The 25,281-nt window shown below is 43.4% G+C and carries 24 protein-coding genes and 1 riboswitch; of the genes, 21 read left to right on the top strand and 3 right to left on the bottom strand.

All coding sequences use genetic code 11. From position 1 onward, the window contains the following. Positions 1–32: 32 nt before the first annotated feature. From ezrA to rarD, 7 genes are all read left to right on the top strand, one after another. Positions 33–1,727, top strand: a complete 1,695-nt coding sequence (gene ezrA / locus AC1DIV_RS03990) for a septation ring formation regulator EzrA (RefSeq protein WP_477575808.1) — start codon at positions 33–35, stop codon at positions 1,725–1,727. Positions 1,728–1,945: 218 nt separating this feature from the next. Then, positions 1,946–3,094 carry a cysteine desulfurase family protein gene (locus AC1DIV_RS03995; RefSeq protein ID WP_477575810.1) on the top strand — a complete coding sequence of 383 codons (1,149 nt, stop codon included), beginning with the start codon at positions 1,946–1,948 and terminating at the stop codon, positions 3,092–3,094. Next, a complete protein-coding gene (gene thiI, locus AC1DIV_RS04000) occupies positions 3,091–4,302 on the top strand; it encodes a tRNA uracil 4-sulfurtransferase ThiI (RefSeq protein ID WP_034309205.1) in 1,212 nt (403 codons plus the stop codon). The genes AC1DIV_RS03995 and thiI overlap by 4 nt, the downstream gene beginning before the upstream one ends. Positions 4,303–4,384: 82 nt before the next feature. After that, on the top strand, positions 4,385–4,591 hold the full coding sequence (locus AC1DIV_RS04005; protein WP_034309203.1) for an alpha/beta-type small acid-soluble spore protein: 207 nt from the start codon (positions 4,385–4,387) through the stop codon (positions 4,589–4,591). Positions 4,592–6,144: 1,553 nt separating this feature from the next. Beyond that, the gene (mbcS, locus tag AC1DIV_RS04010) at positions 6,145–7,728 is read left to right on the top strand and encodes an acyl-CoA synthetase MbcS (RefSeq protein ID WP_421162824.1); all 1,584 of its coding nucleotides are present in this window, start codon (positions 6,145–6,147) and stop codon (positions 7,726–7,728) included. Positions 7,729–7,881: 153 nt separating this feature from the next. Next, positions 7,882–9,483 carry an amidohydrolase gene (locus AC1DIV_RS04015; protein WP_477575811.1) on the top strand — a complete coding sequence of 534 codons (1,602 nt, stop codon included), beginning with the start codon at positions 7,882–7,884 and terminating at the stop codon, positions 9,481–9,483. Positions 9,484–9,563: 80 nt separating this feature from the next. Beyond that, positions 9,564–10,493: an EamA family transporter RarD gene (rarD, locus tag AC1DIV_RS04020; protein WP_048677941.1), complete on the top strand. Its 930-nt coding sequence runs from the start codon at positions 9,564–9,566 to the stop codon at positions 10,491–10,493. Positions 10,494–10,587: 94 nt separating this feature from the next. On the opposite strand, the gene AC1DIV_RS04025 is transcribed toward rarD, so the two are convergent. Further along, positions 10,588–11,415, bottom strand: coding sequence for a protein-glutamine gamma-glutamyltransferase (locus tag AC1DIV_RS04025; RefSeq protein ID WP_477575813.1), 828 nt, complete (start codon positions 11,413–11,415; stop codon positions 10,588–10,590). Positions 11,416–11,728: 313 nt separating this feature from the next. Continuing rightward, a riboswitch (TPP riboswitch) is annotated at positions 11,729–11,838 on the top strand. A 133-nt stretch (positions 11,839–11,971) separates the two neighbouring features. Between AC1DIV_RS04025 and AC1DIV_RS04030 the strand changes: the two genes are divergently transcribed. The 5 genes from AC1DIV_RS04030 to AC1DIV_RS04050 are packed head-to-tail and all read left to right on the top strand — an operon-like array spanning position 11,972 to position 15,558. After that, positions 11,972–12,967 carry an ABC transporter substrate-binding protein gene (locus AC1DIV_RS04030; RefSeq protein WP_477575815.1) on the top strand — a complete coding sequence of 332 codons (996 nt, stop codon included), beginning with the start codon at positions 11,972–11,974 and terminating at the stop codon, positions 12,965–12,967. 11 nt (positions 12,968–12,978) lie between these two features. Continuing rightward, positions 12,979–13,263, top strand: a complete 285-nt coding sequence (locus AC1DIV_RS04035; RefSeq protein WP_034309193.1) for a thiamine-binding protein — start codon at positions 12,979–12,981, stop codon at positions 13,261–13,263. Continuing rightward, positions 13,260–14,042, top strand: coding sequence for an ABC transporter permease (locus AC1DIV_RS04040; RefSeq protein ID WP_048677939.1), 783 nt, complete (start codon positions 13,260–13,262; stop codon positions 14,040–14,042). Before AC1DIV_RS04035 ends, AC1DIV_RS04040 begins: the two co-directional genes overlap by 4 nt. Continuing rightward, positions 14,026–14,769: an ABC transporter ATP-binding protein gene (locus tag AC1DIV_RS04045; protein WP_477575817.1), complete on the top strand. Its 744-nt coding sequence runs from the start codon at positions 14,026–14,028 to the stop codon at positions 14,767–14,769. Before AC1DIV_RS04040 ends, AC1DIV_RS04045 begins: the two co-directional genes overlap by 17 nt. A gap of 18 nt (positions 14,770–14,787) precedes the next feature. Then, on the top strand, positions 14,788–15,558 hold the full coding sequence (locus AC1DIV_RS04050) for a TatD family hydrolase (RefSeq protein ID WP_477575819.1): 771 nt from the start codon (positions 14,788–14,790) through the stop codon (positions 15,556–15,558). A gap of 35 nt (positions 15,559–15,593) precedes the next feature. Here AC1DIV_RS04050 and AC1DIV_RS04055 read toward each other — a convergent pair whose 3' ends face one another. Then, a complete protein-coding gene (locus AC1DIV_RS04055) occupies positions 15,594–16,394 on the bottom strand; it encodes an NAD kinase (protein WP_034309184.1) in 801 nt (266 codons plus the stop codon). A gap of 207 nt (positions 16,395–16,601) precedes the next feature. Between AC1DIV_RS04055 and sppA the strand changes: the two genes are divergently transcribed. The 5 genes from sppA (at position 16,602) to tpx (ending at position 20,162) form a co-directional block, all read left to right on the top strand. Then, positions 16,602–17,603, top strand: coding sequence for a signal peptide peptidase SppA (sppA, locus tag AC1DIV_RS04060; protein WP_072273376.1), 1,002 nt, complete (start codon positions 16,602–16,604; stop codon positions 17,601–17,603). Between the two features lie 12 nt (positions 17,604–17,615). Next, positions 17,616–18,155 carry an RDD family protein gene (locus AC1DIV_RS04065; RefSeq protein ID WP_072273375.1) on the top strand — a complete coding sequence of 180 codons (540 nt, stop codon included), beginning with the start codon at positions 17,616–17,618 and terminating at the stop codon, positions 18,153–18,155. A gap of 99 nt (positions 18,156–18,254) precedes the next feature. Then, the gene (locus AC1DIV_RS04070; protein ID WP_477575821.1) at positions 18,255–18,947 is read left to right on the top strand and encodes a DUF2953 domain-containing protein; all 693 of its coding nucleotides are present in this window, start codon (positions 18,255–18,257) and stop codon (positions 18,945–18,947) included. A gap of 16 nt (positions 18,948–18,963) precedes the next feature. Beyond that, positions 18,964–19,482: a GerW family sporulation protein gene (gene ytfJ, locus AC1DIV_RS04075; RefSeq protein WP_477575823.1), complete on the top strand. Its 519-nt coding sequence runs from the start codon at positions 18,964–18,966 to the stop codon at positions 19,480–19,482. 179 nt (positions 19,483–19,661) lie between these two features. Next, positions 19,662–20,162 carry a thiol peroxidase gene (gene tpx, locus AC1DIV_RS04080; RefSeq protein WP_034309176.1) on the top strand — a complete coding sequence of 167 codons (501 nt, stop codon included), beginning with the start codon at positions 19,662–19,664 and terminating at the stop codon, positions 20,160–20,162. Between the two features lie 185 nt (positions 20,163–20,347). Here the strand turns inward: tpx and AC1DIV_RS04085 are convergent, their stop codons facing one another. After that, entirely contained in the window at positions 20,348–20,662 is a 315-nt protein-coding gene (locus AC1DIV_RS04085) for a hypothetical protein (RefSeq protein ID WP_241634851.1), read from the bottom strand. 657 nt (positions 20,663–21,319) lie between these two features. Between AC1DIV_RS04085 and AC1DIV_RS04090 the strand changes: the two genes are divergently transcribed. The 4 genes from AC1DIV_RS04090 (at position 21,320) to AC1DIV_RS04105 (ending at position 25,257) form a co-directional block, all read left to right on the top strand. Continuing rightward, positions 21,320–22,306 carry a class I SAM-dependent methyltransferase gene (locus AC1DIV_RS04090; RefSeq protein ID WP_034309170.1) on the top strand — a complete coding sequence of 329 codons (987 nt, stop codon included), beginning with the start codon at positions 21,320–21,322 and terminating at the stop codon, positions 22,304–22,306. A gap of 178 nt (positions 22,307–22,484) precedes the next feature. Continuing rightward, positions 22,485–23,690 carry an acetate kinase gene (locus tag AC1DIV_RS04095; protein WP_340877183.1) on the top strand — a complete coding sequence of 402 codons (1,206 nt, stop codon included), beginning with the start codon at positions 22,485–22,487 and terminating at the stop codon, positions 23,688–23,690. A 215-nt stretch (positions 23,691–23,905) separates the two neighbouring features. After that, on the top strand, positions 23,906–24,748 hold the full coding sequence (locus tag AC1DIV_RS04100; RefSeq protein ID WP_340877182.1) for an EcsC family protein: 843 nt from the start codon (positions 23,906–23,908) through the stop codon (positions 24,746–24,748). Continuing rightward, a complete protein-coding gene (locus AC1DIV_RS04105) occupies positions 24,745–25,257 on the top strand; it encodes a MogA/MoaB family molybdenum cofactor biosynthesis protein (RefSeq protein WP_323596520.1) in 513 nt (170 codons plus the stop codon). Before AC1DIV_RS04100 ends, AC1DIV_RS04105 begins: the two co-directional genes overlap by 4 nt. Positions 25,258–25,281 lie beyond the last annotated feature (24 nt).

A 25,281-nucleotide genomic window follows, 5' to 3' on the forward strand; every position in this document is an offset into this window, starting at 1 on the left:
AAGACTGTAAGGACTAGAACAGGGGGCTTACCATGGATTACATAATTGGGGTAATTGTATTAATTTTGATTTTCATCATTTGGGGTTATTTTTTCAAAAAGAAATATTTTAAAGAAATCGATCGACTGGAATCCTGGAAAATAAGCATCACGCACCGCCCCGTGCTGGAAGAGCTTTCTAAAGTCAAACAATTGAACATGACAGGTGAAACAGAGGAAATGTTCGAAAACTGGCGCATTGAATGGGATGCCATCATTACGGATCATATGCCCGAAGTCGAAGAGCTTTTATTCGATGCCGAGGAATTCGTCGATAAATACCGTTTCAGCCGATCAAAAGAGATACAGCGCAAAATTACAGTCAAGCTGAATGAAATAGAGGAAATGATCAAAAAGATCCTATACGAACTGAATGAACTCGTAGGCAGTGAGGAAAAGAATCGATTGGAAATTGAGGATATCAAAGAATCCTACCGTCAATTGAAGAAATCCCTGCTTGCACACAGGCATAATTATGGGAAAGCGGCTGATAAGCTGGAAAGCTCCTTGGATGAAGTGTTGCAGATCCTTCAAAAATATGAAGAAGAGACCGTGAACGGCAATTATTTGAATGCGAGGGAGCTTGTTCTCACCATTAAGGACAAATTGGCGGTTCTGTCAGTTAAAATGGAAATGCTCCCAAAATTATTGGTTGATAGCCAATCCGAGCTGCATTCCCAGCTTAATGAATTGAAGGATGGTTATGAGGAGATGTCAGGACAGGGGTACCTGTTGAGCCATATCCAATTCGAGCAGGAGATATCACGGCTTGAGGAAGAACTGGATCTATATAAAACACAATTGGAAAATGCCGAAACGGAAGCAGTGGAAAAAGGCATTAAAGAAATGCGCGAAAGCATCGAGGTTCTTTATGACCTTTTGGAAAAAGAAGTACTTTCAAAACAGTATATCTTGAAAAATGATGAAATTCTCAGGAAAACGATTAGTGACCTTGAATATGAAAACGATAAACTTAAAGTTGAAACCATACATGTTCAACACACGTATCATCTGACGGAAAATGAGCTCGATGCCCAACGGAAAATGGAAAAGCAGATTGCCCAGATTTCAAAACGCCATCAATTGCTCGTCTTGAAAATGGAGGATAATGTGATGGCAAGCTCGCTTATCAGCGAAGAGATGCAGGGGCTTGCAGTACAGTTGAAGGAATTACAGGAAAATCAGAAAGAATTTACCGTTAAATTACAGGCTTTACGAAAAGATGAAATGGATGCCAGGGATTCACTGGCAGAATTGAAGCGCAAAATGGTCGATACTGGACGTTTAATTTCAAAAAGCAATATTCCAGGTCTTCCAGAAGAGTATAAAGTGGTGCTTCAGGATGCCAAAGAAAGCATGGATGACGTTCAGGGTAAACTTGAAGAAAAGCCGCTTGAGATGGCCGCTGTTTATATTTATTTGGAAAAAGCGGTTCAACAGGTTGATAAGGTCCACGAAAAAGCCCAAGAATTGATCGAGCATATGTATTTGGCCGAAAAGGTGATCCAATTCGGAAATCGTTATCGAAGCAGCCACGATATGGTAGCCGAGAGCCTAAGGGAAGCCGAAGCGAAATTCCGAAGCTATGAATATCAAGCCGCATTGGAAACGGCAGCCACAGCCATAGAAAAGGTCGACCCAGGCAGTTTACGAAAAATCGGGGCGAACATAGAAGAAGTCCTTTCCTGAAAACCCGCCATGGCGGGTTTTTTTCTTTTTATAGCTTAGGTGGGAAGTTAAATCATTCTCGGGAATAAAAAGAAGCAGGTATCCTATCATTCTTGGACCAGTGTTTTACATTCTCTTTCAAATTCAATTATGTTAATATTAGAAGTTGCAACAGCAACATTGAAACTTATATTTAGAAGAGTGACCATCATAGATATAAAAACATGGAAGGTGAACCCATGATTTATTTTGACAATAGTGCAACAACAAAACCGTATCCCGAAGTAATCGAATCATTCATGAAGGTTACTTCGGACTATTTCGGGAACCCCTCTTCGCTTCATGGACTTGGGGTGCAATCCGAAAAACTGCTTTCCGCTGCCAGAAAGCAGATTGCTGATTTATTAAAGGTGAAGAGTTCGGAAATATATTTCACTTCCGGGGGAACGGAAGGAAATAATCTTGCCATTAAAGGGGCCGCCCACTCTCAGGGAAATCGCGGCAAACACATAATCACGACAGCGATTGAACATCCTTCTGTAGAAGATGCATGCCAATCATTGACGAGAATGGGATATGAGATCACATATCTTCCCGTTAACGAATTTGGACAAATTGATGTAACCGATCTTAAGGATGCATTGAGGGAAGATACCATTTTGGTTTCCGTCATGCATGTTAATAATGAAGTTGGCTCGATACAGCCGATTGCTGAAGTGGGCAAATTGTTAAAACAATACCCAAACGTGCTCTTTCATGTCGATAATGTACAGGGAACAGGCAAGGTTTCCTTATCATTGCGTGAAGCCAATGTGGATTTATGTACAATTTCCGGCCACAAGGTTCACGGTTTGAAAGGGACGGGCATCCTGTATGTTCGTGAAGGCGTTCGGGTCGATCCGCTTTTCCATGGTGGCAATCAGGAAACGAAAATCAGGAGCGGCACCGAAAATGTTGCGGGAATCGTCGCCCTTTCGAAGGCTTTGCGTATTAGTATGAACAATCAATTGCTGTATCATGATAAGCTTCAGCAAATCAAAACTTATTTATATAAAGGTTTGAAGGAAATGGACGGGGTGTTGGTTAACAGTCCCGAAAAGGGTGCACCCCATATTCTGAATTTTTCCGTGCCGGGACTTAAATCCGAGGTATTGCTGCATGCACTGGAATCGGAAGGAATATATGTTTCGACGACTAGTGCCTGTTCTTCGAAAAAAAGGACGGTAAGCAAAACGGTGGACGCGATGTTCCATCATTCAGCTCGTTCCGAAAGCGTCATCCGTATCAGTACTACCTATGGAAATGAACTGGAAGAAGCAAAGCAAGTTCTGGCGGCGATACAGAAAATAGTCGCTAATTTAGAAAAAATAATGAGGGTTGCTAAATGAAATTTGATCATATAATTATCCGTTATGGAGAAATCTCCACTAAAAAAAGAAACCGTAAAGGCTTTGTAGACAAAATGAAGGCACATATCCGCTGGAGTTTAAAAGATATAGAAGGCGTAGTGCTGACAGCCAACCGGGAGCGGATGTACGTTCTCCTGAACGGTGCTGACCATGTGCCGGTCATTGACCGGTTAAAAGGCATTTTTGGAATACAGTCATTAAGCCCTGCAATAAAAATAGAGCGTGATCTGGAAGTGATGAAAACGGCAGCCTTGTATTACCTTAATCATACCCTTGAAGAGGTAAACACGTTCAAAATCACGACAAAACGCGCCGATAAGGATTTTCCATATAATACCGATGAAATTAACAGGGCAATCGGCGGGCATTTGCTCCGAAATACAGAAGATTTAAAAGTCGATGTAAAGAACCCTGATTTGAACCTGCTAGTGGAAGTGAGACGCGAAGCCGTGTATTTGACAGGTGAAATCATCCAGGGTGCAGGCGGTCTTCCATTCGGTTCAAGCGGGAAGGCGATGCTGATGCTTTCAGGCGGGATTGATAGCCCTGTTGCAGGGTTCCTTTCGATGAAACGGGGATTGGACGTGGAGGCGATCCATTTTTACAGCCCGCCGTTCACAAGCGAGCGTTCACGTCAAAAGGTCATTGATTTGGCAGGTAAGCTGGCAGAAATAAATGGAAGCATGAAAGTGCATATCGTTCCATTTACGGAAATCCAGTTATTGATTCAAAAACAAATCCCGGAAAACTACTCCATGACTACAACCCGTCGTTTAATGATGCGGGTCGCCGATCGAATCCGTGAAAAGGAAGAAGCCATGGCACTGATTACCGGTGAAAGCCTTGGACAGGTTGCGAGCCAGACGATGAGCAGCATGTTTGCCATCAATGAGGTGACGAATACACCGATCCTGCGTCCGCTGATTACCATGGATAAGACAGAAATCATCAAAATAGCAAGAGAACTCGATACTTTTGAAATATCCAATCTGCCTTACGAGGATTGCTGTACGGTCTTTACGCCGGCAAGCCCAAAAACGAAACCGAAACGTGAAAAAGTCAATTACTATGAAAGTTTCGTCGACTTTGAATCCTTGATCGAAAAAGCGGTCTCCGAAACAGAAATATTAACGGTTAAACCGGGCCAGACTTTCGATAAGGAAGAAGCGATGGAAGACTTATTTTGATATCCTTTAATTACCAATAAAAATGTGCGAATGAAGCCATGTGTTTTAACACACTCTATAATCACAAGGAGGTGAAACACACATGGCAAACAACAACAGCTCAAACGAATTATTGGTACCTGGAGTTGAACAAGCTCTACAACAAATGAAATATGAAATCGCTACAGAATTCGGCGTACAACTTGGTGCCGACACAACATCTCGCGCTAACGGTTCAGTTGGTGGAGAAATCACAAAACGCCTTGTTCAAATGGCTGAACAACAATTAGGCGGAGGTTTCAACAGATAATTTCATAAATATGGCTACAGAGAGCGGGTTTTAACACCCGCTCTCTTTACGTTTGCGGACTGAATTCGTGGACGCCGATTTAATAAATTCCTTAGTTTTACTACATAATTGTTTACTGTTTTATATAATATTAAACCTTATTGGAATGAAGAAATGTGCGACACACCTGCTAGCCGAGACCCCACCGAAAGGGAGTATGTGTAATGATTTCCACTCCAGGCACTCGCTTTCCGCGGGCGGTCCGGGGAGCCTCCTCGGCGTTCGCCTGCGGGGTCTCCCTTGGCCACGCTTTCCCCGCAGGAGTCTCGTACCTTACGTTCCAATCACTGGAACTTCTTTTTTAAGATATATTGTAGGGAAACTGGCTCCTCTTCTCCAATTCGTCTTTAGTCTGGCGGTTTCATCAATTTTTCGGCAAAAGGAGTTCCGAATTGCTCTCGCCCCGAACCAGGTAAACTAGATTACTCTTCATAGTTTTTAAAGGATGGAAGAAATGTGCGACACACCTGCTAGCCGAGACCCCACCGAAAGGGAGTATGTGTAATGATTTCCACTCCAGGCACTCGCTTTCCGCGGGCGGTCCGGGGAGCCTCCTCGGCGTTCGCCTGCGGGGTCTCCCTTGGCCACGCTTTTCCCGCAGGAGTCTCGTACCTTACGTTCCAATCACTGGAACTTCTTTTTTAAGAAATATTGTAGGGAAACTGGCTCCTCTTCTCCAATTCGTCTACAGTTGGGCAGTTCCATCAATTTTCCGGCAAAAGGAGTTCCGAATTGCTCTCGCCTCGAACCAAAATTTTAAAAGTAAACTAGATTACTCTTCATAGTTTTTAAAGGATGGAAGAGATGTGCGACACACCTGCCGGATAACGGCTAGCCAAGACCCCACAGGCGCTGCTTTGATGAGCTTGGCAGACAGTCGGTGGAAAGGGAACGAGTTTCTGAAAGTGGGTATGTGTAATGATTTCCACTCCAGGCACTCGCTTTCCGCGGGCGGTCCGTGAGCCTCCTCGGCGCTCGCCTGCGGGGTCTCCCTTGGCCACGCTTTCCCCGCAGGAGTCTCGTACCTTACGTTCCAATCACTGGAACTTCTTTTTTAAGAAATATGTAGGGAAACTGGCTCCTCTTCTCCAATTCGTCTTTAGTCTGGCGGTTTCATCAATTTTTCGGCAAAAGGAGTTCCGAATTGCTCTCGCCCCGAACCAAAATTTTAAAGGTAAACTAGATTACTCTTCATAGTTTTTATTCTGTAATCCTTAAAGGATGGAAGAGATTTGCGACACACCTGCCGGATAACGGCTAGCCAAGACCCCACAGGTTCATGCTTTGATGAGGCTTGGCAGACAGTCGGCGGAAAGGGAGCGGGTTTCGAAAATCAGCGGAATTTTTAAAAAGAAAAACTGCAGGCAAACTCACTTTAGGAATTGTCTACAGGCTAAAAGAGAGCGGGTGTAGGAATCCGCTCTCTTTTTAATTTGTAAAAATAAATAGAAATTTTAGAGAAGTATCTTGTATAATGAGTAGGTACTAAGAGTTCATAATTGGAGGGGAAGAATATGAAGCGTGAAGACTTATTGGCTCCGGAACATTACAACTTAGTGAGTGAAATGGAACGTTATGCAAAAGATCCAGGTAAAGTTGCCGTACTTTGGGAGAACGAAACCGGAGATAAAAAACAACTTACATATGAGAATTTATTAAAAAGTGCAAATAAAATTGGAAATGCCTTCAAGAAAAAAGGACTGGGTAAAGGTGATACGGTCCTCATCATAATCCCCCGTTTGGTGGAAGCTTATCAAGTGTATTTAGCCGCATTGAAAATTGGCATGATTGTCATCCCTTGTTCTGAAATGCTTCGTGCGAAGGACTTGCAGTACCGAGTCAGCCATGGTGATGTCAAAGGAATCATCAGTTATCATGAATATACTGACGAATTGAATGAAATAGAAGGAGCGGAAAGCCTCCTGAAGTTTTCAATCGGAAAACGAATTGAAAATTGGCTGGATTTGAATGAGCTCGCCGATGAGGAATCCGATCAGCTGACCATCGCTGACACGAAGAGTGAGGATATGGCATTCTTATCGTATACTTCCGGAACGACAGGGAATCCAAAAGGGGTCGTCCATACACATGGATGGGCTTATGCCCATTTGAAAACGTCTGCTGCAAACTGGCTCGGGATCAGCGAAACGGATGTCGTTTGGGCAACGGCAGGCCCAGGGTGGCAAAAGTGGATTTGGAGTCCTTTCCTGGCGGTTCTGGGAACAGGAGCGACAGGCCTTGCCTATCATGGAAAGTTCGAGGCGAAAAAATATCTTCAGCTGCTACAGGACTACAAAGTGAATGCATTATGCTGCACGCCAACCGAATATCGATTGATTGCAAAGGTGGATAACCTTGATGATTATGATTTATCCCATCTTCACAGTGCTGTATCGGCGGGAGAGCCTTTAAATCAAAAAGTGTTCGAGGTCTTTAAGAACCATTTCCAGATTGAAGTGCGTGATGGGTATGGACAGACCGAAAATACCTTGTTGGTTGGTGTAACGAAAGGCATGGAAATTAAATTGGGCTCCATGGGCAAACCGACTCCGGGCAACCATGTGGAAATCATCGATGATTCCGGTAAACCTTGTTCACCTGGCGTAGTGGGGGATATTGCCGTACATGTCGATACACCTGCCCTATTTAAAGAATATTTTAAAGATCCCGAGCGGACATCGCAGCAGTTCCGCGGGGACTATTATATCACCGGCGATCAAGCGAAAAAGGATGAGGATGGTTATTTCTGGTTTGAGGGTCGTTCTGATGATATCATCATCAGTTCGGGATATACGATCGGACCGTTTGAAGTGGAAGATGCACTCGTTAAGCATCCATATGTTAAAGAGTGTGCCGTTATAGCAAGTCCTGATGAAATAAGGGGAAATGTGGTCAAGGCGTATGTCGTCTTGATGGATGATATCGATCCGAACAGCCAGGACTTGATCAAGACGCTTCAATCGCACGTGAAAGAATTGACTGCTCCATATAAATATCCAAGGAAAATCGAATTTTTAGAAGAGCTGCCCAAAACGACATCAGGTAAAATCAAACGGGTGGATTTACGGAAAAGGGAAGAAGCACTCCTTAACAATTGATCGAAATGCATGACCGTCAGCCTCCAAGGCTGGCTTTTTTTTATTGACAGGGGCTTGGGTAAAAGCATAAATATGGGAATTCATGATATGAGATGGTACACTTACTGCATATCTGCACAGTAACAATCATTTAATAAGGAGTGTAAAGCCGGAATGGGAACGTTATGGTTCAATGGGTCGATTTATACGATGGTTAAAGAAAATGATCAAGTGGAGGCAGTCTTCACTGAAAAGGGGGTAATTGTTGATACCGGCAGCCTGGACCATTTGAAAAATGAACATGCCGGCAATATTTCCAGGGAAATCGACTTAAAAGGACAAACGATGCTGCCGGGATTAGTGGATAGTCACCTTCATTTGGTCGGACATGGTGAAAGGCTGCTTCGTCTAGACCTCTCTTTGATGGATAGCAGGGAGTCGATCATGGAATCCTTGAAGGAAAAGTGCTCAAAGACCCCGGCCGGAAAGTGGATCGTTGCCGAAGGGTGGAATGAAAATGAATGGCCGAGACCTGAATTGATATTACGGGATGAGCTTGACGCGATATCGGCAGATCATCCCATCGTATTGAAAAGGATCTGCCGTCATGCCTTGGTGGTCAATTCGCGCGCCCTTTTGGAAGCGGATATTAAAGAAGATATAAAAGAACCTTCAGGCGGGGTGATCTGCCGTTATCCTGACGGACGTTTAAATGGATTATTTAAAGAAAGCCAGGCGCAGAACCTCATTTTAGACAGCCTTCCAGGCATTGATCAAGAGTATATCGAAAACGCGCTCACAGAGGCCATAGAAGACGCATATAAGCTAGGTTTGACTGGCGGGCATACCGAGGACCTCCATTACTACAATGGCTTCATGCCGACATATCAGGCGTTTAAATCGGTAATCGAGGACCGGGAAATGGCCTTTCGCGCCAACTTGCTCGTCCATTACGAAGCGTTTGAAGAAATGCTGGCAGCAGGCGGCGGCTATCAGAAAGGTACGCGATATATCAAATTCGACAGCATGAAGATCTTTACCGATGGCTCCTTAGGCGGACGCACAGCCCTGTTGAGCGAACCTTATGTAGATCAAGAGAATACAAATGGAGTCGCGATATTCACTGAAAACGAGCTTCAGGAATGGGTGAAAAAAGCAAGGGCTGGCGGAATGCCGATTGCTGTCCATGCGATTGGCGATCTCGCTTTTGAATACGTCTTGAATGCAATTGAAGCCCTCCCCCCGAAAAAGGGACAGAGGGACCGGCTCATCCATGCGCAGATTGTACGGCCGGAGCTTTTGGAGCGGGCGGCGAAGCTGCCGGTAATCTTTGATATCCAACCGGGGTTCGTTCCGTCCGATTTTCCGTGGGTGGAAGAAAAGGTGCCAGCCGATCTATTGGAATCCTCCTATGCCTGGAGAACCTATTTGAACTTGGGCATCATTTGTGCGGGAGGGTCGGATGCACCCATTGAACCATTAAATCCGATTTTGGGCATTCATGCAGCTGTCACAAGGATGAAAATCAACAGTGAGGACCGTACCGTATATGGTTTGTCTGAAAGGCTTTCCGTTTTCGAGGCTTTCGCATTGTATACCAAAGGGAGTGCTGCAGCAATCGGCCAGGAAAAACGCCGCGGTGTGATCAATAAAGGGTACGATGCCGATTTTACCGTGTTTAATCTGGATGTCTTTGCTGTTGCACCGGATGATCTCCTGAAAGCTGAGGCGGTCATGACGGTCATCGATGACAAAATCATGTATGATAAAAATTAACAGTTGCAAAAAAAGAAATGGAAATACAAAATTGTTAGATGGAATTAGATAAAGGAATGTAAATGGAAAGAAGGCTTGTTATGAAAGTGGATCAACAAAAAGAAGGGGCGATTTATGCAGCCCTTTCTTACATGATGTGGGGAGTTGTGCCGGTTTACTGGAAGTTCCTTCAGGGAGTCGGTGCAATAGAAATTTTAGCTCAGAGGGTATTATGGTCTTTCGTGTTCATGCTGGTTTTATTGATGTTCATGAAAAAATGGCAGGCGTTTCTAGATTATGTCAAAAACATAATGGGAAATCCGAAACTCTTTACGGCATTGCTAACGGCGTCCCTGCTTGTTACAGCTAATTGGGGAGTGTTCATATGGGCCGTTAACTCAGGACGGATCCTCGACACGAGCCTTGGATATTATATCAATCCGCTCGTCAGTGTACTATTGGGAGTGATAGTCTTAAAAGAAAAATTGAGCGGGGCCCAAATCATTTCATTCCTGCTTGCAGGAATCGGAGTCTTGATCCTTGGCATTCATTTCGGCACGATCCCGTGGATCTCTCTTGTTTTGGCCATGACCTTTGGATTATACGGTCTGGCAAAAAAAATGATCAAGGCCGAATCGGCAATCGGGCTGACGCTTGAAACGATGATGGTAACGCCTCTGGCCCTAGGTTACCTGATTTACTTGATGAACAGGTCGGAAATGCAATTCTTTACAGACGGAAGCACAAGCTTGCTGTTGGTGGGCGGCGGGATTGCCACGGCATTGCCTCTTTTATATTTTGCAAAAGGGGCGGAGAAGATCCCGTTATCGATGCTTGGCATTTTTCAGTATATCGCTCCGACCTTATCTTTATTGATCGGGGTATTCGTCTATCATGAAAGTTTCACCAAAGCACATCTTTTAGCCTTTTTGTTCATATGGTCAGCTTTGGCTGTTTATACACTATCCATAACGAAATGGGGGCAGGCAAGTGCCCGCAGGTTCAAAGGCAAAGGGAATATTGGTGCGTGAAAAGAAAAAAATGCTTGGGGAGATTTCTGCCCAAGCATTTTTTTTATGTCGTTACTCAATAAAACGGTTTTATGGCATAGGCGAAATGCCAGGGTCATGAAAGGTATATCTTCGAACCTATTTCAGAAACAATACAATTGGAAAGGCAGGCAGGACTGTTATCGGGATTGGCACGGGGGGAATTCAGTTGGAATTGTCTATAGAAGGAACTATCCAGGAAAATGATATGCGTTGTCAGGAATGCTGATATGGTGGCGTACGGCTTTCTATTGCTATTTAATTCATCGATGATTCCCTGTGCAGTGGTAATCCCGATCCCGTGGCCATAAAAGAGGTTATTCCCTAATAATATGGCATTTTCACCTTGCCATTCAGGGGTTGCCAAGTCGTGATCAGGGTTTTTGAAGTAAACGCAATCACCTGGTAAATAGTCCCTTCCCTGGTGAACGCTGAGAGCCATATTCCTTGGAGGGCGCCAGTCATATAAAAATAGGTCTGAAAAAAGATAGTCGAAATTCCTGGGGCCGATTAAATCCAAAATCGCCTTTAAAAAAGTGACGACTATTGCTGTCCCGCATTCGAAGGCATAAAGCCCCCCATTCATGAAAATGTCAACGAGCGCATCATGAGGGAGAATCCCTGGCTGAAGGGTAAAGGTGCCATCCTTTGAAAGGTGCCAATAACGCTGATTGGATTGAGACTCCTCAAGTGTGGAAAATTCCGGCCCGCTTTTATCCAACGCAATAGCTGCCTCTATGACCCGGTTCCTCAGCTGTATCTCGAAATTAAAATCCCCAAAGTTCCGGTATTCAAAAACGTTAGAATCTTCCTCCAAGCATTGAAGAGTTTCAAGCGATTTGGCAGAGGCTGTACCTGGTTGGATTTGACTGACATCTAACCATTTGTGATTAATCTTTATCATGACATATCCACCTTTTGCTTATGAAATTAAGGGTTTAATAAAACCAGTAAACAAAAATGTCTACACGTAATGCTCATTATATGAATGCTTGCAAAGAAATGACTATTTGGAACGTGTCCGCCACCGTTGCAGCCAGGAATGATTGGAACAGAAAGAGGCAGAATTATTTTGCTTTCAATGATTTTCGTTCCAAAAGATGTTTTGCAAGACATCCTGAAGTGCAAGGAATACCTTTCCAATTAGAGAGTAGAAGCAAATTAGTATTCCTTTTTCCCTATGAATTGATATAATGAGAGAGAAAAGTTCATATGTGCGAGAAATGTAGGGGGGCCAGTACTGCTGGCTGAGATTGCATCCATTAGATGCTGACTCTTTGAACCTGATCTGGGTGATGCCAGCGGAGGGAACATATTATGACTGATTTTCTGTTTTGTATGTTAACGTCCGAATTCATCTTCGGGCGTTTTTTGCTTTTTTATCCAGTATTTGAATAGCCCTGGAGCCCCATCATGGTTCCGGCATATGAATCTTATAAGATGTGTAGGAGGATAATGACTTGAATAAATTCTTACCACTGTTAACTTCGTTCTTCCTTTTAGCTGGATGCGGAGCAGGCGGAACTAATGAAAAAGAAGAAGCATCTAAAAATGAAGAATTAAAAAAGGTATCGGTCGTGCTCGATTGGACACCGAATACAAACCATACAGGATTGTATGTAGCCAAGGAAAAAGGTTATTTTAAAGAACAAGGTCTTGATGTGGAGATTATCATGCCAGGTGAAGCGGGAGCTGATAAGCTTGTCGCTTCAGGGAAATCTGAATTTGGCGTGAGCTACCAGGAGGGCATAACGCAGGCCCGCGTGCAGGGCGTGCCGATTGTTTCGGTAGCTGCCGTCATCCAGCATAATACCTCGGGGTTCGCTTCCCCTGAGGCAAAGGACATTACGACTCCCAAGGATTTTGAAGGGAAGACTTATGGTGGCTGGGGATCTCCGGTTGAAAAGGCCATTATTGATTCACTCATGAAAAAGGATAATGCGGATGTAAATGAAGTGGACATAGTCAATACAGGAGACACGGATTTTTTCACTTCGGTTAAAAGGGATATAGATTTTGCCTGGATTTATTATGGTTGGACAGGCATTGAGGCTGAGTTGCGAAATGAAAAGCTTAATATGGTGTACTTAACCGAATACTCTGATAAGCTTGATTACTATACGCCTGTTTTGACTACAAATGAAAAGATGATAAAAGAAGATCCCGAGACTGTTAAAGCATTCGTTCATGCAGCTTCGAAAGGGTACCAGTTTGCGATTAAGAATCCTGATGATGCAGCGGAAGTGTTAATTGAGTCTGCACCGGATCTTGATCCAGAACTAGTGAAGAAAAGCCAGGAGTGGCTTGCAGCCAAGTATCAGGATGATGCTCCGCGATGGGGTGAACAAAAGCTTGAAATTTGGAAGAATTACAGTGAGTGGATGACTGAAAATAAGCTTCTTGAAGGTGATTTCGATCCTGAAAAGGCATTTACCAATGAATTTTTACCAAATTAGGAGGAAATACAATGGCCAATTCATTAATTAGTATACAAATTATTCCTAAAGGGGAAAATGTCATCCCTATGGTCGATGAAGCAATCAAGATCATTGAAGAATCAGGTGTCAAGTATGAGGTTCACCCGCTTGAAACGACAATGGAGGGGGAGCTTTCCGAACTTTTTGCCGTGATAGAAAAAATGAATGTAAGAATGATTGAAATAGGATCGCCGAATGTCATTTCCCAAGTGAAAATATTATATCAGCCAAGCGGGATTACGATGGATACGTTAACGGAGAAATATCGGGCATGATCGGAAGGGGAATTTGGAAGAAGGGGGCTCCCTTCTTTCTTTTATTATTGTTGCTGATTGTATGGGAGTCAGTGACAGTCTTATTGAAAGTTGAAGAATGGCTGCTTCCCGCTCCATCGGCCATTTTCATTGAAGGAATTGAGTCGTCCCGCAATCTTTACGGACACCTTATATCCACAACCGAGCTTGCGTTGTCGGGATTTTTTATTGGAAGCTGCATCGGCTTATTGATCGCGGCCATCCTACACCTATTTCCAGGTGTGAAGGACGCGGTTTATCCTCTGCTCATACTATCACAAAATATACCCATCATTGTTTTGGCGCCGCTTTTGGTGATCTGGTTTGGCTTTGGCATGCTGCCTAAGTTAATCGTGATTTCACTTGTATGTTTTTTTCCGGTTGCGGTCGCATCATTGGACGGTTTTCGCCAGACACCATACGAGCTTAAGCATTATTTCAAGATGATGGGAGCGGGGAAAAACCAGTTATTTTGGAAGCTGGAACTTCCTCACTCGATCCCGTTCATTTTCTCCGGCCTGAAAATTTCGGCTACCTATAGTGTAATGGGTGCTGTTATTTCGGAATGGCTTGGGGCAAAATCGGGGATTGGTGTTTATATGACTCTCGCTTCTTCAGCGTTCAGGACAGATCGGGTGTTTGTAGCCATTTTCATCATTATGGGAATGAGCCTGATCTTTTTTGGAATCATCACTTTCCTGGAGAAATACTTGGTTTCTTGGAAGAGAAAGGAGGGCGAAAAGGATGAAGCTGGAAATTAAAGACGTCTCCTATTCTTTCGATGGTAAGCAGAATATATTGGAGAATATGAATTTCCATGTGAATGATGGGGAATTTGTCACGATCCTTGGGCCATCGGGAAGCGGTAAAAGTACATTGTTCCACTTGATCGGCGGGATTTTGAAGCCTGATCATGGCATCATTTCATTGGATGGTAAAAAGATAAATGGCTTAAAGGGACATATCAGCTATATGCCTCAGCAGCCTTCCCTTTTACCTTGGAGAACGGTATTGGAAAATGTTTTGCTTGGAAGTGAACTTGCTGGGACCAGAGATAAAGAAAAGGCAAAAACCCTTTTGATGAAAGCTGGTTTAGAAGAATACGATAAAGCATATCCGCATGAATTATCTGGAGGCATGAAGCAAAGGGCCGCATTCATTCGGAGTATCTTAAGTCCACAGGACTTGATGTGCCTGGACGAACCCTTTTCTGCCTTGGATGAACTGACAAGATTGCAAATGCAACAATGGCTGTTGTCGGTTTGGGAAGAAAATCGGAGGTCGGTGCTTTTTGTCACTCACAGCATAGATGAAGCGGTTTTCCTATCAGATAGAATTTATGTGTTATCAGCAAAACCGGCTGCTGTTATCAAAGAAGTGAAAGTTCCATTTTCAAGGCCAAGAAGAGAAGAACAGCTTCTTAGTGATGAATTTATTCTTTTGAAGAGAGAATTATATGCAGCACTCAAGCCAACTTTCACTACTTAAGTAAGGAGGCGATACCATTTGAGAATCATCGACAGCCATATCCATTTGGATAAGTATGATATTGATAAGCGGAAGCAGATCCTGAAAGACATGGAAAAGGTTCAGTTGGAATCCTTGCTGACTGTTTCCATGAATTTGGCTTCTTCGATTAACAATTATCAGCTTTCACTTAAAGATTCACGAATTAAGCCTGCCTTTGGTTTTCATCCAGAGCAGCCCCTCCCGAGTGATGAAGAAGTGAATGAATTATTGAGCTGGATGCGGGAACATCGTCACAATATGGTTGCCATAGGCGAGGTTGGGCTGCCCTATTACTTAAGGCAGGAAAACCCCAATATTGATAACTCAGCATATATAGTGATACTGGAGAGGTTCCTGACCTTAGCTAAAGAGATAGAAAAGCCGGTTATCCTTCATGCCGTCCATGACGATGCACCTATCGTTTGCGACCTTTTGGATAAGCATCAAATCACAAGGGCACACTTTCATTGGTTTAAAGGGGATATCCGGACAGTTGAAAGAATGGCAGAAAAGGGCTACCGCATTTCGATTACACCTGATGTATGTTATGAGAGGGAAATACAGGAATTAGTTTCGGCCTATCCACTTAAGCTGATGATGATAGAAACGGATGGACCATGGCCGTTTGAAGGGGTTTTCAATGGGGAATGGACCCATCCCGGCATGATGCATGAAAGTGTGCGTCAAATTGCTTCGATTAAAGGATTGCCGATTGAGGATGTCTATGAAGCCCTTTATCAAAATACGAAAGATTTTTATCATATATAAAGGTACCGGTTATCATATCCGGTACCTTTTTTCGTTTAGAGAAAGGTCCTTTTAACCTTTTCCCAAAAGGAATTGTCTTTTAGCTTAACGGTCTTGATGACCTTACCGCTTAACCGGACCTTTACCTTTTCGACATGATTGATGCTTAACGCTTCATTGTCCATTCCGACGATCGGATAGCTTGGTCCGTTTTGTTCAAGGTGGACGGTCAACGTCTTAGCACCGCTTAAGATGAATGAGGAGCCTAGGGTCCGATAGGTATTATTATTGACGGAAGCAAGCTCGCTCACTTGGAAGCAAGGGAGAAGGGGATCGACAACGGCCCCATTGACCGATTTATTATAGGCGGTGCTTCCGGTCGGAGTCGCAATGATGATCCCGTCCCCGCGAAAAGTTTCAAAATGGAGTTGATCAATGAAAATATCCATGATGAACGTTTTGGTGATCGAAGAGCGGATACTGAGTTCATTAAGGGCATAGAAGGAGGGCTGATCGTCCAATTGGATAGAGATGGTTGGATATTTACGCACCTCGATTTGCTCCCTTGTCATGGCATCAATCATTTTATCACTGTCTTCCAAGTGGAAATCGCAATACATATTCAAGTTACCTGTCGTGGAAATGCCCGCATATAAACAGTCATCCCTGAACCCGGTTTTACGGGCTGCCTGCAGGAATGTGCCGTCATCACCGATGCTTACGATAATGTTCGCTTTTGTGAAATCCTGGATGACTTCATACGAATGTTGCTTCGCCAAGTCTGATAAGTATTCAACCTTGCTAAGCATCTCTTCATTCGGTGCATGGAAAAAATAAATATTCCTTCGAGTGTTCATCATGTTTCCCCCCTAGTATGTATGGTGATGAAAGGGCTTTCTTTAACCTGTTTACGATAAATGCAATTTGTGCAAAATGGACCAATGCATTTCCAATTTGAGGATTCTTTGCTACAATTTTATATGTCTTAGTTTATCATGGAATGAAACATTTTTGGTATTAGTTCGTATGGTAAGAAGGATACATATATTTAAGGGGGAAAACAGATGAATGGAAAGCGTTGGGCTGCACTTGGAATCGCAGCCGTTTTATTTTTTGTTTCTATTGCTGTAGGGGCGGCCACTACTCTATTTACAGCGGATACGGAAAATATCATTGATGAATTATTTGCTTCCGAAAGTGCATTTTACGAGGAAGTCATAGAAGGCGATGATTACACTAATGTTATTGCCGTATTTGATGTAGAGGGCACGATTCAAGATACAGGAGAAGCCTCATTACTTAGTTCAACAACATATAATCACCGTGCCTTCATGGATAAGCTGAAGATGGCAGAGGAAAATGATGATATCAAAGGAATCATCCTTCGGGTGAATTCTCCAGGCGGCGGTGTCGTCGAAAGTGCAGAGATTCATGAAAAGATCCTTGATATCAAGAAAGTGAAAAAACCTGTTTATGTATCAATGGGGTCTATGGCTGCTTCAGGCGGATATTATATTTCTGCACCAGCCGATAAGATTTATGCCAGCCCAGAAACGATGACCGGTTCACTTGGAGTCATCATGCAGGGGTATAATTACGAGAAATTGGCCAAGAAGTATGGTGTTGAGTTCCAAACCATCAAAAGCGGACCACACAAAGATATTATGAGTCCAACCCGGGAAATGACTGGTGAAGAACGTGAAATACTCCAAGACATGATCGATAATTCTTATGATCAATTTGTAAAAATCATTGCAGACGGCCGCGGGATGACTGAGAAGGAAGTAAGGGAAATTGCCGATGGACGCATTTATGATGGACGCCAGGCTAAAGAAAACCATCTTATCGATGATTTCGGCCATTTGGATGATGTAATTGCCGCTATGAAAACTGATATCGGTAAAAAGGATGCTCAAGTTATCCGTTATACAGATGAGGCAGGTTTCGGTTCATTATTCAGTATGGGTGCGCAAAAAATGTTGGGAAATGATGTGGAAACGGCAGTCTTGACAAAAATCCTTTCCTCTTCAAATTCTCCACGCTTAATGTATTTGTATGCGGAATAGGGGGGCTGAAGGATGACGGAACGAAATGAAAACAATGAACAAATCGCTTCATCCAATCTAATGGCAGATCAAGAGGTTCCCGTTCAGCAGGAATTTACACCAGCCAAAAAGGCCGTGGATGATGACGAAGTCAAGAAAGTGCATTTTGCTGGTTTTTGGATGAGGTTTTGGGCCTATTTAGCGGATCTATTGGTTATCGGAAGCTTGAACCGGATTTTGATTCATCCCATCTTTAAATTTTATGAAGGGACAGATGACCTTTGGTTCTCCGCAGAGGGGTTCTTAACGGGGGTCGTATTCTTCCTATACTTTGTTTTGATGACCAAATTCTGGAACCAAACCTTAGGCAAGATGATTTTTGGATTGAAAGTCGTTGCCTTGAAGGAAGAGAAAAAAACCATTTCATGGGGTACGATATTGTTCAGGGAGCTGATTGGCCGCTATATTTCAAAGGTCACTTGGATTGGCTATCTCTTGGCAGGCCTATTACCGAAGAAACAGGCTTTGCATGATGTCTTTGCTGACACGGGCGTTGTGTTGATCAGAAGATGATTTTTTCCATTCATAAATCTGTAAGAGCGTGATTTTCGCTTTTGCAGGTTTATTTTTTTTGCATATGCCGATAATGATAGGCTGAAGGGGTGTGGGTGCATGAAGTGGCTTTTGTTGATTATGGGTATCCTCATTTTGGTGCTGCTTATTGTTGTTTTCACTAAAGTAAAAGTGTCCATCGACTACAAACGTGTCCAAAAGAATGACCTAATACATATTAAATTATCAGCTTGGTACGGGCTTTTTCACTATACATTCAAGGTTCCGGTCATGAAAATGGAAGATGACTCGGCAACCGTAGTTGTAAAGGAAGAGCAAGAAATGAACGGAAAAACAAAAAAGGAAGAAAAGAAAAAAATCACAGCCGAAGATTTGCGTGACGGATTCGCAGACATTCTGGAGATGCTTCAGCATATAATCGGATTCCATAAGATCGTCCGTCAATTCACTGGGAAAGTCAAAGTCAAAAAATTCACCTGGCATAGTAAGGTCGGTACTAAAAATGCTGCACACACCGGTGTTTTAACTGGTGCATGCTGGGCACTTAAAGGTTCAATCATCGGTTTGCTGACAACCTATTTCAACTTTCGGATCATGCCCTCCTATTCCATTACACCCGACTTTCAGAGATGGCAGGCAAACACGTCATTTTCCTGCATATTACAATTCAGAATCGGGCAGGCTATGGTGACTGGAATAAAACTGCTTCGTTATTGGAAAGGCGGAAAGCCGCATTTCAAGTCGAGGAAATTAGCGAAGCTATCAGATGATTCCAATAAACAATCGTTCTAGAGTGGAGGGAATTTAAATGTCAGATCATCCGATCCAAGGTTTAATGAAAGAAGCTATGGAAAATCTTAAAGAAATGGTCGATGTGAACACGATCATTGGGGATCCGGTAGAAACTCCGGATGGAAGTGTCATTTTAACTGTATCCAAAGTGGGTTTTGGTTTTGCAGCCGGTGGCAGCGAATTTGTGATGGATGGAAACCATCAAGGACAGCAAGGTGGTTCCAAGCAGCCTTTTGGCGGCGGTAGCGGCGGTGGGGTTTCCATAACGCCAATTGCCTTTTTGATTGTCGGTTCCCATGGAGTGAAAATGATTCATCTTGATGAAGGGACGCATCTTCTCGAAAAAATGATGGATTTAGCTCCTCAAGTCGTCGATAAGATTCAGTCCATGCTATCCAAGAAAGACAATAATCAAAAGCAAGGCAATAATCAAAAGCAAGGCAATAATCAAAACCAAAAAAATAATCAATACCAAGGCGGCAGTCAACCAGCTGTGAACAGATACCAAGAACCTAAACAGGATATAGACTTCTAATTGCGACTCGGCATCCGCCGAGTTTTTCTTTTTGCTGCATTCTTCCACTACACAAAAAAAGCTCGGATGCAGAACTTGTGCAAGCACCATTCACATTTCCTGATTCAATTAATTGCAAAATTCCGGCAAAACAAATATTATTATGCTTGTACATATAGCAGAAAAGGGAGGAATTATTAATGGCTTCAGTTACATTTAAAAACAACCCGATCACTTTAGTGGGACAAGAACTAAAAGTTGGGGACAAAGCACCTGATTTTACAGTATTGGCTAATGACTTATCACCGGTTACTTTAAGCGACTCCAAAGGTTCTGTCCGCATTATCAGCGTTGTTCCATCCGTGGATACAGGCGTATGTGATGCACAGACACGTAAATTCAATGAAGAAGCGGCAAAATTGGATAATGTGAAAGTACTGACGATCAGTAACGACCTTCCTTTCGCGCAAAAACGCTGGTGTGCTGCCAGCGGCTTGGACAATGTTCAAGTTCTTTCCGATCACCGTGACCTTTCATTCGGTGAAGCATATGGTGTCGTCATGCAAGAACTTCGTCTATTGGCTCGCTCTGTATTCGTTGTGAACAGCTCTGATGAAATCACATATGTAGAATATGTGAGTGAAGGTACCAACCATCCAAATTACGAAGGTGCAATCGAAGCGGCGAAAGCGGCAAAATAAGATGCGAATTTAAGAAACCGGGCACAATGTGCCCGGTTTTTTGTTATAATGTTGATTTTCTTGTTGATAAACACCTTGTCGTTGAAGTGGACAGGTCCTTTTTAGGATTTAATGTTCATTGGAGTTGTGTCGATCGATACATTTCATTTCTATTGAAGGGTATCATTTTTTATATCTGGATTCAGTTAAGGCTCGAAAGTCGGACCATTTTGTGGTAAAACAACCTTGCCAGACCATTCCTGACCATTAGGTGTTCCAACTCTTATGTCAATTTCATTAGGCCACGACGGCATTTGTCTTGGTCCTCCTGGGAAAAACCCCGCTTGTTGCCCTGCTCGATAACCTTCTCGATACCCTTGTCGATACCCTTGTCGAAATCCTTGTCGAAAACCTTGTTGAAACCCCTGCTGTTGCCTGTTAAATTCATCTGCTGACTGAATATCATGTTGCTGATTTATCGGATTAACCTGCCCATGATAGTTTTGATATTGATTATCCATATATAATCACCACCTCATGCATGGTATTCTGTTTGGGCCTTCATTGAGCCTATCCAAGTAATAAAAAAATACAGGGCAACAACACAACCCGTATTTGATTTTTTAGACAAAAGGTTTTCCATCTAAATTTCAAAACAAAGTTGATTGGACGTAAGGTACGAGACTCCTGCGGGAAAAGCGTGTCCAGGGGATACCCCGCCGGAGGCGCAAGCCGAGGGCAGACCGCCCGCGGAAAGCGAGTGCCTGGAACGGAAATCAAGTCCCCCAATAACATTTCATGGTTTGGGGTGTGACCAGTCCTAGCCACTTTTTTAGATAAAAGGTTTTCTATCTAATTTCAAAACAAATTTGATTGGACGTAAGGTACGAGACTCCTGCGGGAAAAGCGTGTCTAGGGGAGACCCCGCAGGCGCAAGCCGAGGGCAGACCGCCCGCGGAAAGCGAGTGCCTGAAGTGGAAATCAACGTCGTATTTATTTACTTACTCATGGTTAAAATTTTGAAAAGGGAGTGGGCGCGCGAGATTCCTTATAGGAGGAATTTCAAAACGGAAAACGGTACGTTAAATAATCGAAGAATGATGAGCAGGACGTACGGCTTGTATCTCTTTCTTCTTACCTTTAAAATAGGGACAGAAGCAAACAGGAGGAATTAATAAGTGAAGTCTACCCCAGTTGAACAATTATTTTATGAATTTGATGAAACAGCTCAAATATTGCAAAGTGAACTATCATGTACGTATCTGGACGCCTTGGGCGAAACGGGCGAGAATTTCTTCCAAGGGAAAGTCCTGCAGGATGAAATCAGTGAAGTATCGAAGAAAAGGTTAGCGAAGCATTATGCAGATTTTTCACCAGAGAAATATGAGAAGGAAGCAATCCGTAAGGCGTATCAGCTTGCCATTTTAAAAGGCATGCAGCAAAGCGTTCAGCCGAATCATCATATGACTCCTGATGCAGTCGGCATGTTCGTCAGCTATTTAGTCGGTAAATTCACCAAGGACCAAAAAGAGATAGTCATGCTCGATCCAGCCATTGGGACGGGGAACTTACTATTTGCGATCATGAATCAACTTACTGATAAAAACATCGCTTCATATGGTGTCGAGATTGATGAAACCTTGATCAGGCTTGCTTATGCTGGTGCCAACCTGCAAGAACATCCACTGGAATTTTTCAATCAGGACAGCTTGGAGCCACTTTTCATCGATCCTTCAGATGTTGTGGTCAGTGATTTGCCGATTGGTTATTACCCGAATGATGTGCGTGCAGCTGAATATGAATTGAAGGCCGACAAGGGACATTCGTATGCACATCATTTGTTTATTGAACAAGGTGTTAAACACGCGAAGGATGGCGGACACCTATTCTTCATTGTCCCGAATAACCTGTTCGTCTCGGAAGAAGCTCCGAAACTCAATGATTTCCTGAAGAAGCATACACATATTCAAGGGATGGTGCAACTGCCGCTTTCCATGTTCAAGAATGAATCGGCTGCCAAAAGCATCCTGATTCTTCAAAAGAAAAAAGAGGGTATCGAAGCTCCGAAGAAGGCATTGCTTGTACAACTTCCGAAGTTGTCGGATTTCGAAGCGACAAGGTCTGTCATGCAACAGATGGATGATTGGTTTAAAGAGGAAAAATAATCAATGAAAGCTGATGCCGCAGGCATTGGCTTTCATTTTTTTTTGGAAAAGTGATGATTGGCAATTTTTCGTTATTATTTGGTTGTAATCGCATGCCATGATAAGATTGTACAATACACTGCACGTCTTCATTGAGATGCATATGGAAGAACTAACTTAGAGTAAAGGAGCAGGATCGATGTCAAAAGTCATGGCTATTAATGCGGGCAGCTCTTCATTGAAGTTTCAGCTTTTTGAGATGCCTAGTGAAAAAGTAATTACAAAAGGTATTGTAGAAAGAATCGGCTTGAAAAATTCCGCATTCACTTTAAGCGTCGAAGGCGAAAATGTTTCTGAAACGGTGGATATACCCAATCATGAAGTGGCTGTAGGGCTTTTATTGAAAAAGCTCATTGACCATCGTATCATTGACTCCTTTGAAGAGATAGATGGCGTAGGGCATCGGGTGGTGCATGGCGGTGAGGTATTCAGTGAATCGGTTTTGATCACGGAGGATGTAATAGAGGAAATCGAAAAGCTTTCCGAGTTGGCGCCCCTTCATAATCCAGCCAATATCACCGGGATCCAAGCCTTCAGGCGAATACTTGATGATGTGCCAGCGGTTGCGGTATTCGATACGGCCTTCCATCAAACGATGGCAGCAGGTTCCTATTTATACAGCTTACCTCTTGAATATTATGAAAAGTACGGAATAAGGAAGTATGGGTTTCATGGTACTTCACATAAATATGTATCGCAGCGTGCTGCCGAAATGATTGGCCGCCCAATTGAACAGCTTCGATTGATATCCTGCCATTTAGGGAATGGTGCAAGCATTACGGCCATAAAGGGAGGCCAATCAATTGATACATCAATGGGGTTTACTCCCTTGGCCGGTGTTACCATGGGAACGCGTTCAGGGAACATCGACCCTGCACTGATTCCTTATATCATGGAGAAGACGGGAAAAACAGCAGATGAAGTGCTGGATGTCCTGAATAAGAAAAGCGGCATGCTAGCCCTTTCCGGATTTTCCAGCGACCTGCGCGATATTCAAGTTGAAGCGGATAAAGGAAATGAGCGGGCTGAACTTGCACTTAAAGTATTTGCAGACCGGATTCACAAGTACATAGGCTCCTATTCAGCTAAAATGGGAGGTGTGGACGGCATCATTTTTACAGCGGGCATCGGTGAAAACAGCCAAAAGATTAGAGGGCGTATCTTGGAGGGACTTGAATTCATGGGGGTATATTGGGATAAGGATCTCAATCATACCAAGGGCAAGGAAGCGTTCATCAATACACCTTATTCCCCTGTCAAAGTCATGGTCATCCCAACCAATGAAGAAATCATGATTGTCAGGGATACCGTGAAAATAGCTTTGAAAGAAACCTGGAAAGCATGACTTCCTGTTTTTTTATAATGATCTCCTTATCTCTCTGGTAAGGGGGTCTTTCCAGTGAATGCAGTCTATCGAATTTCTCGCCTTCTCATGGATTTTTTGTACTGGCAATCCATACCCTTGAACGCCGGATCGCCATCATCTATTCTCGGAAATGCTTCCTTCTATGGTATACTTAAGGGAGAATCCACCAATTCTGTACATAGGAGGCTTGATGCATGGAATTCACGAACCGGGAAATGAAAGTTTGGAATGAAATTAGTGAATGGCAGGAAAAACTCTATCAATATGAGCCAACGGACCTTGCTGCATATTATGATAAATGGTTGGAGCAGGGGTTTGCCCTGCTTCCGGAAAACGTCCAACAACAGTTTTTTGAAAAGCTTGATACTTGGCTTTTTCATTTGCATGCCATGGTTCAGAGCTCACAAGTTCAAATAGATGCAAGAGAGCGGATTTTAGCATCTGCGCGCGTGTTTAATGAAGAAATCGAAACGTTGAGTGATTTGAATCACTTATCGATCGATCAGTTGAATTACATAGCCAATCAGCATATCGCTAAGCATCGTTTATATTCTTTTGCACAAGGAGGGATGAGCGGATCAGGAGGCCTGCTTCTGCTGGGGAGCGATATTCCGGCCATGACCGTCATCAATGTCAGGATCGTACAGCTGATTGCGATGTCTTATGGTGTCGAGGTGAATACACCGTTTGAAATGATGCTGGCCCTTAAGGTATTCAATGCAGGAGCGATGCCAAAGAGGCTCCAAGGAATAGCCTGGGAAGAATTGATCCGGGAGGTCCAGACCGCAGAAGATGACTATTTTTATTTAGGAATCGAAGAATTGACAAACCCTACATGGATGGAACAGCCGCTCAAGCAGCTGTTGAAAGCATTATCCATTGCCGTTTTCCGCAAAAAACTGGTTCGGGGCATACCGTTCATCAGCATGGCCATCGGGGCTGGATCCAATTATCAAATGACCAGGAATGTCAGTGAATTTGCACAGAAGTTCTATCAATATCGTTATTTACTGGAGAAGAAGGCTGATGGAGAATGAGTGTCAAGAATCATAAAAAAGCCGTCACGGAGGCAGTTCGCTGCATGGTGATAACCGTCAGCGATACGCGTGATGAAGAAACGGATAAAAGCGGGGCACTGATGAAGGAATTATTGAAATCGAGTGGTCATGAAGTGACGGAATATGTAATCGTTAAAGATGAGCAAAAGGCGATTCAGGATGCGGTCACTTCTGGCAGCCAAAGCGGTATGGTTGATGTCATATTAACAAATGGGGGCACTGGCATCGCCAAAAGGGATGTAACGATCGAGGCGGTCAAAGAATTGATGACCAAGGAAATACCCGGTTTTGGTGAGATTTTCCGTATGCTCAGCTATCAAGAGGATATCGGGGCAGCTGCCATTCTCTCCAGGGCGATTGCCGGAGTCGTGAACAACAAAGCGGTTTTTTCCACCCCGGGTTCATCAGGGGCGGTTCGGCTTGCGATGAATAAATTGATTCTTCCGGAATTGGGACATGTCGTCGGTGAACTCCGCAAGGATTTATAAGAGGGATGCAAAAAAAAGCCACAG

Source organism: Peribacillus sp. 05N428 (assembly GCF_056397085.1).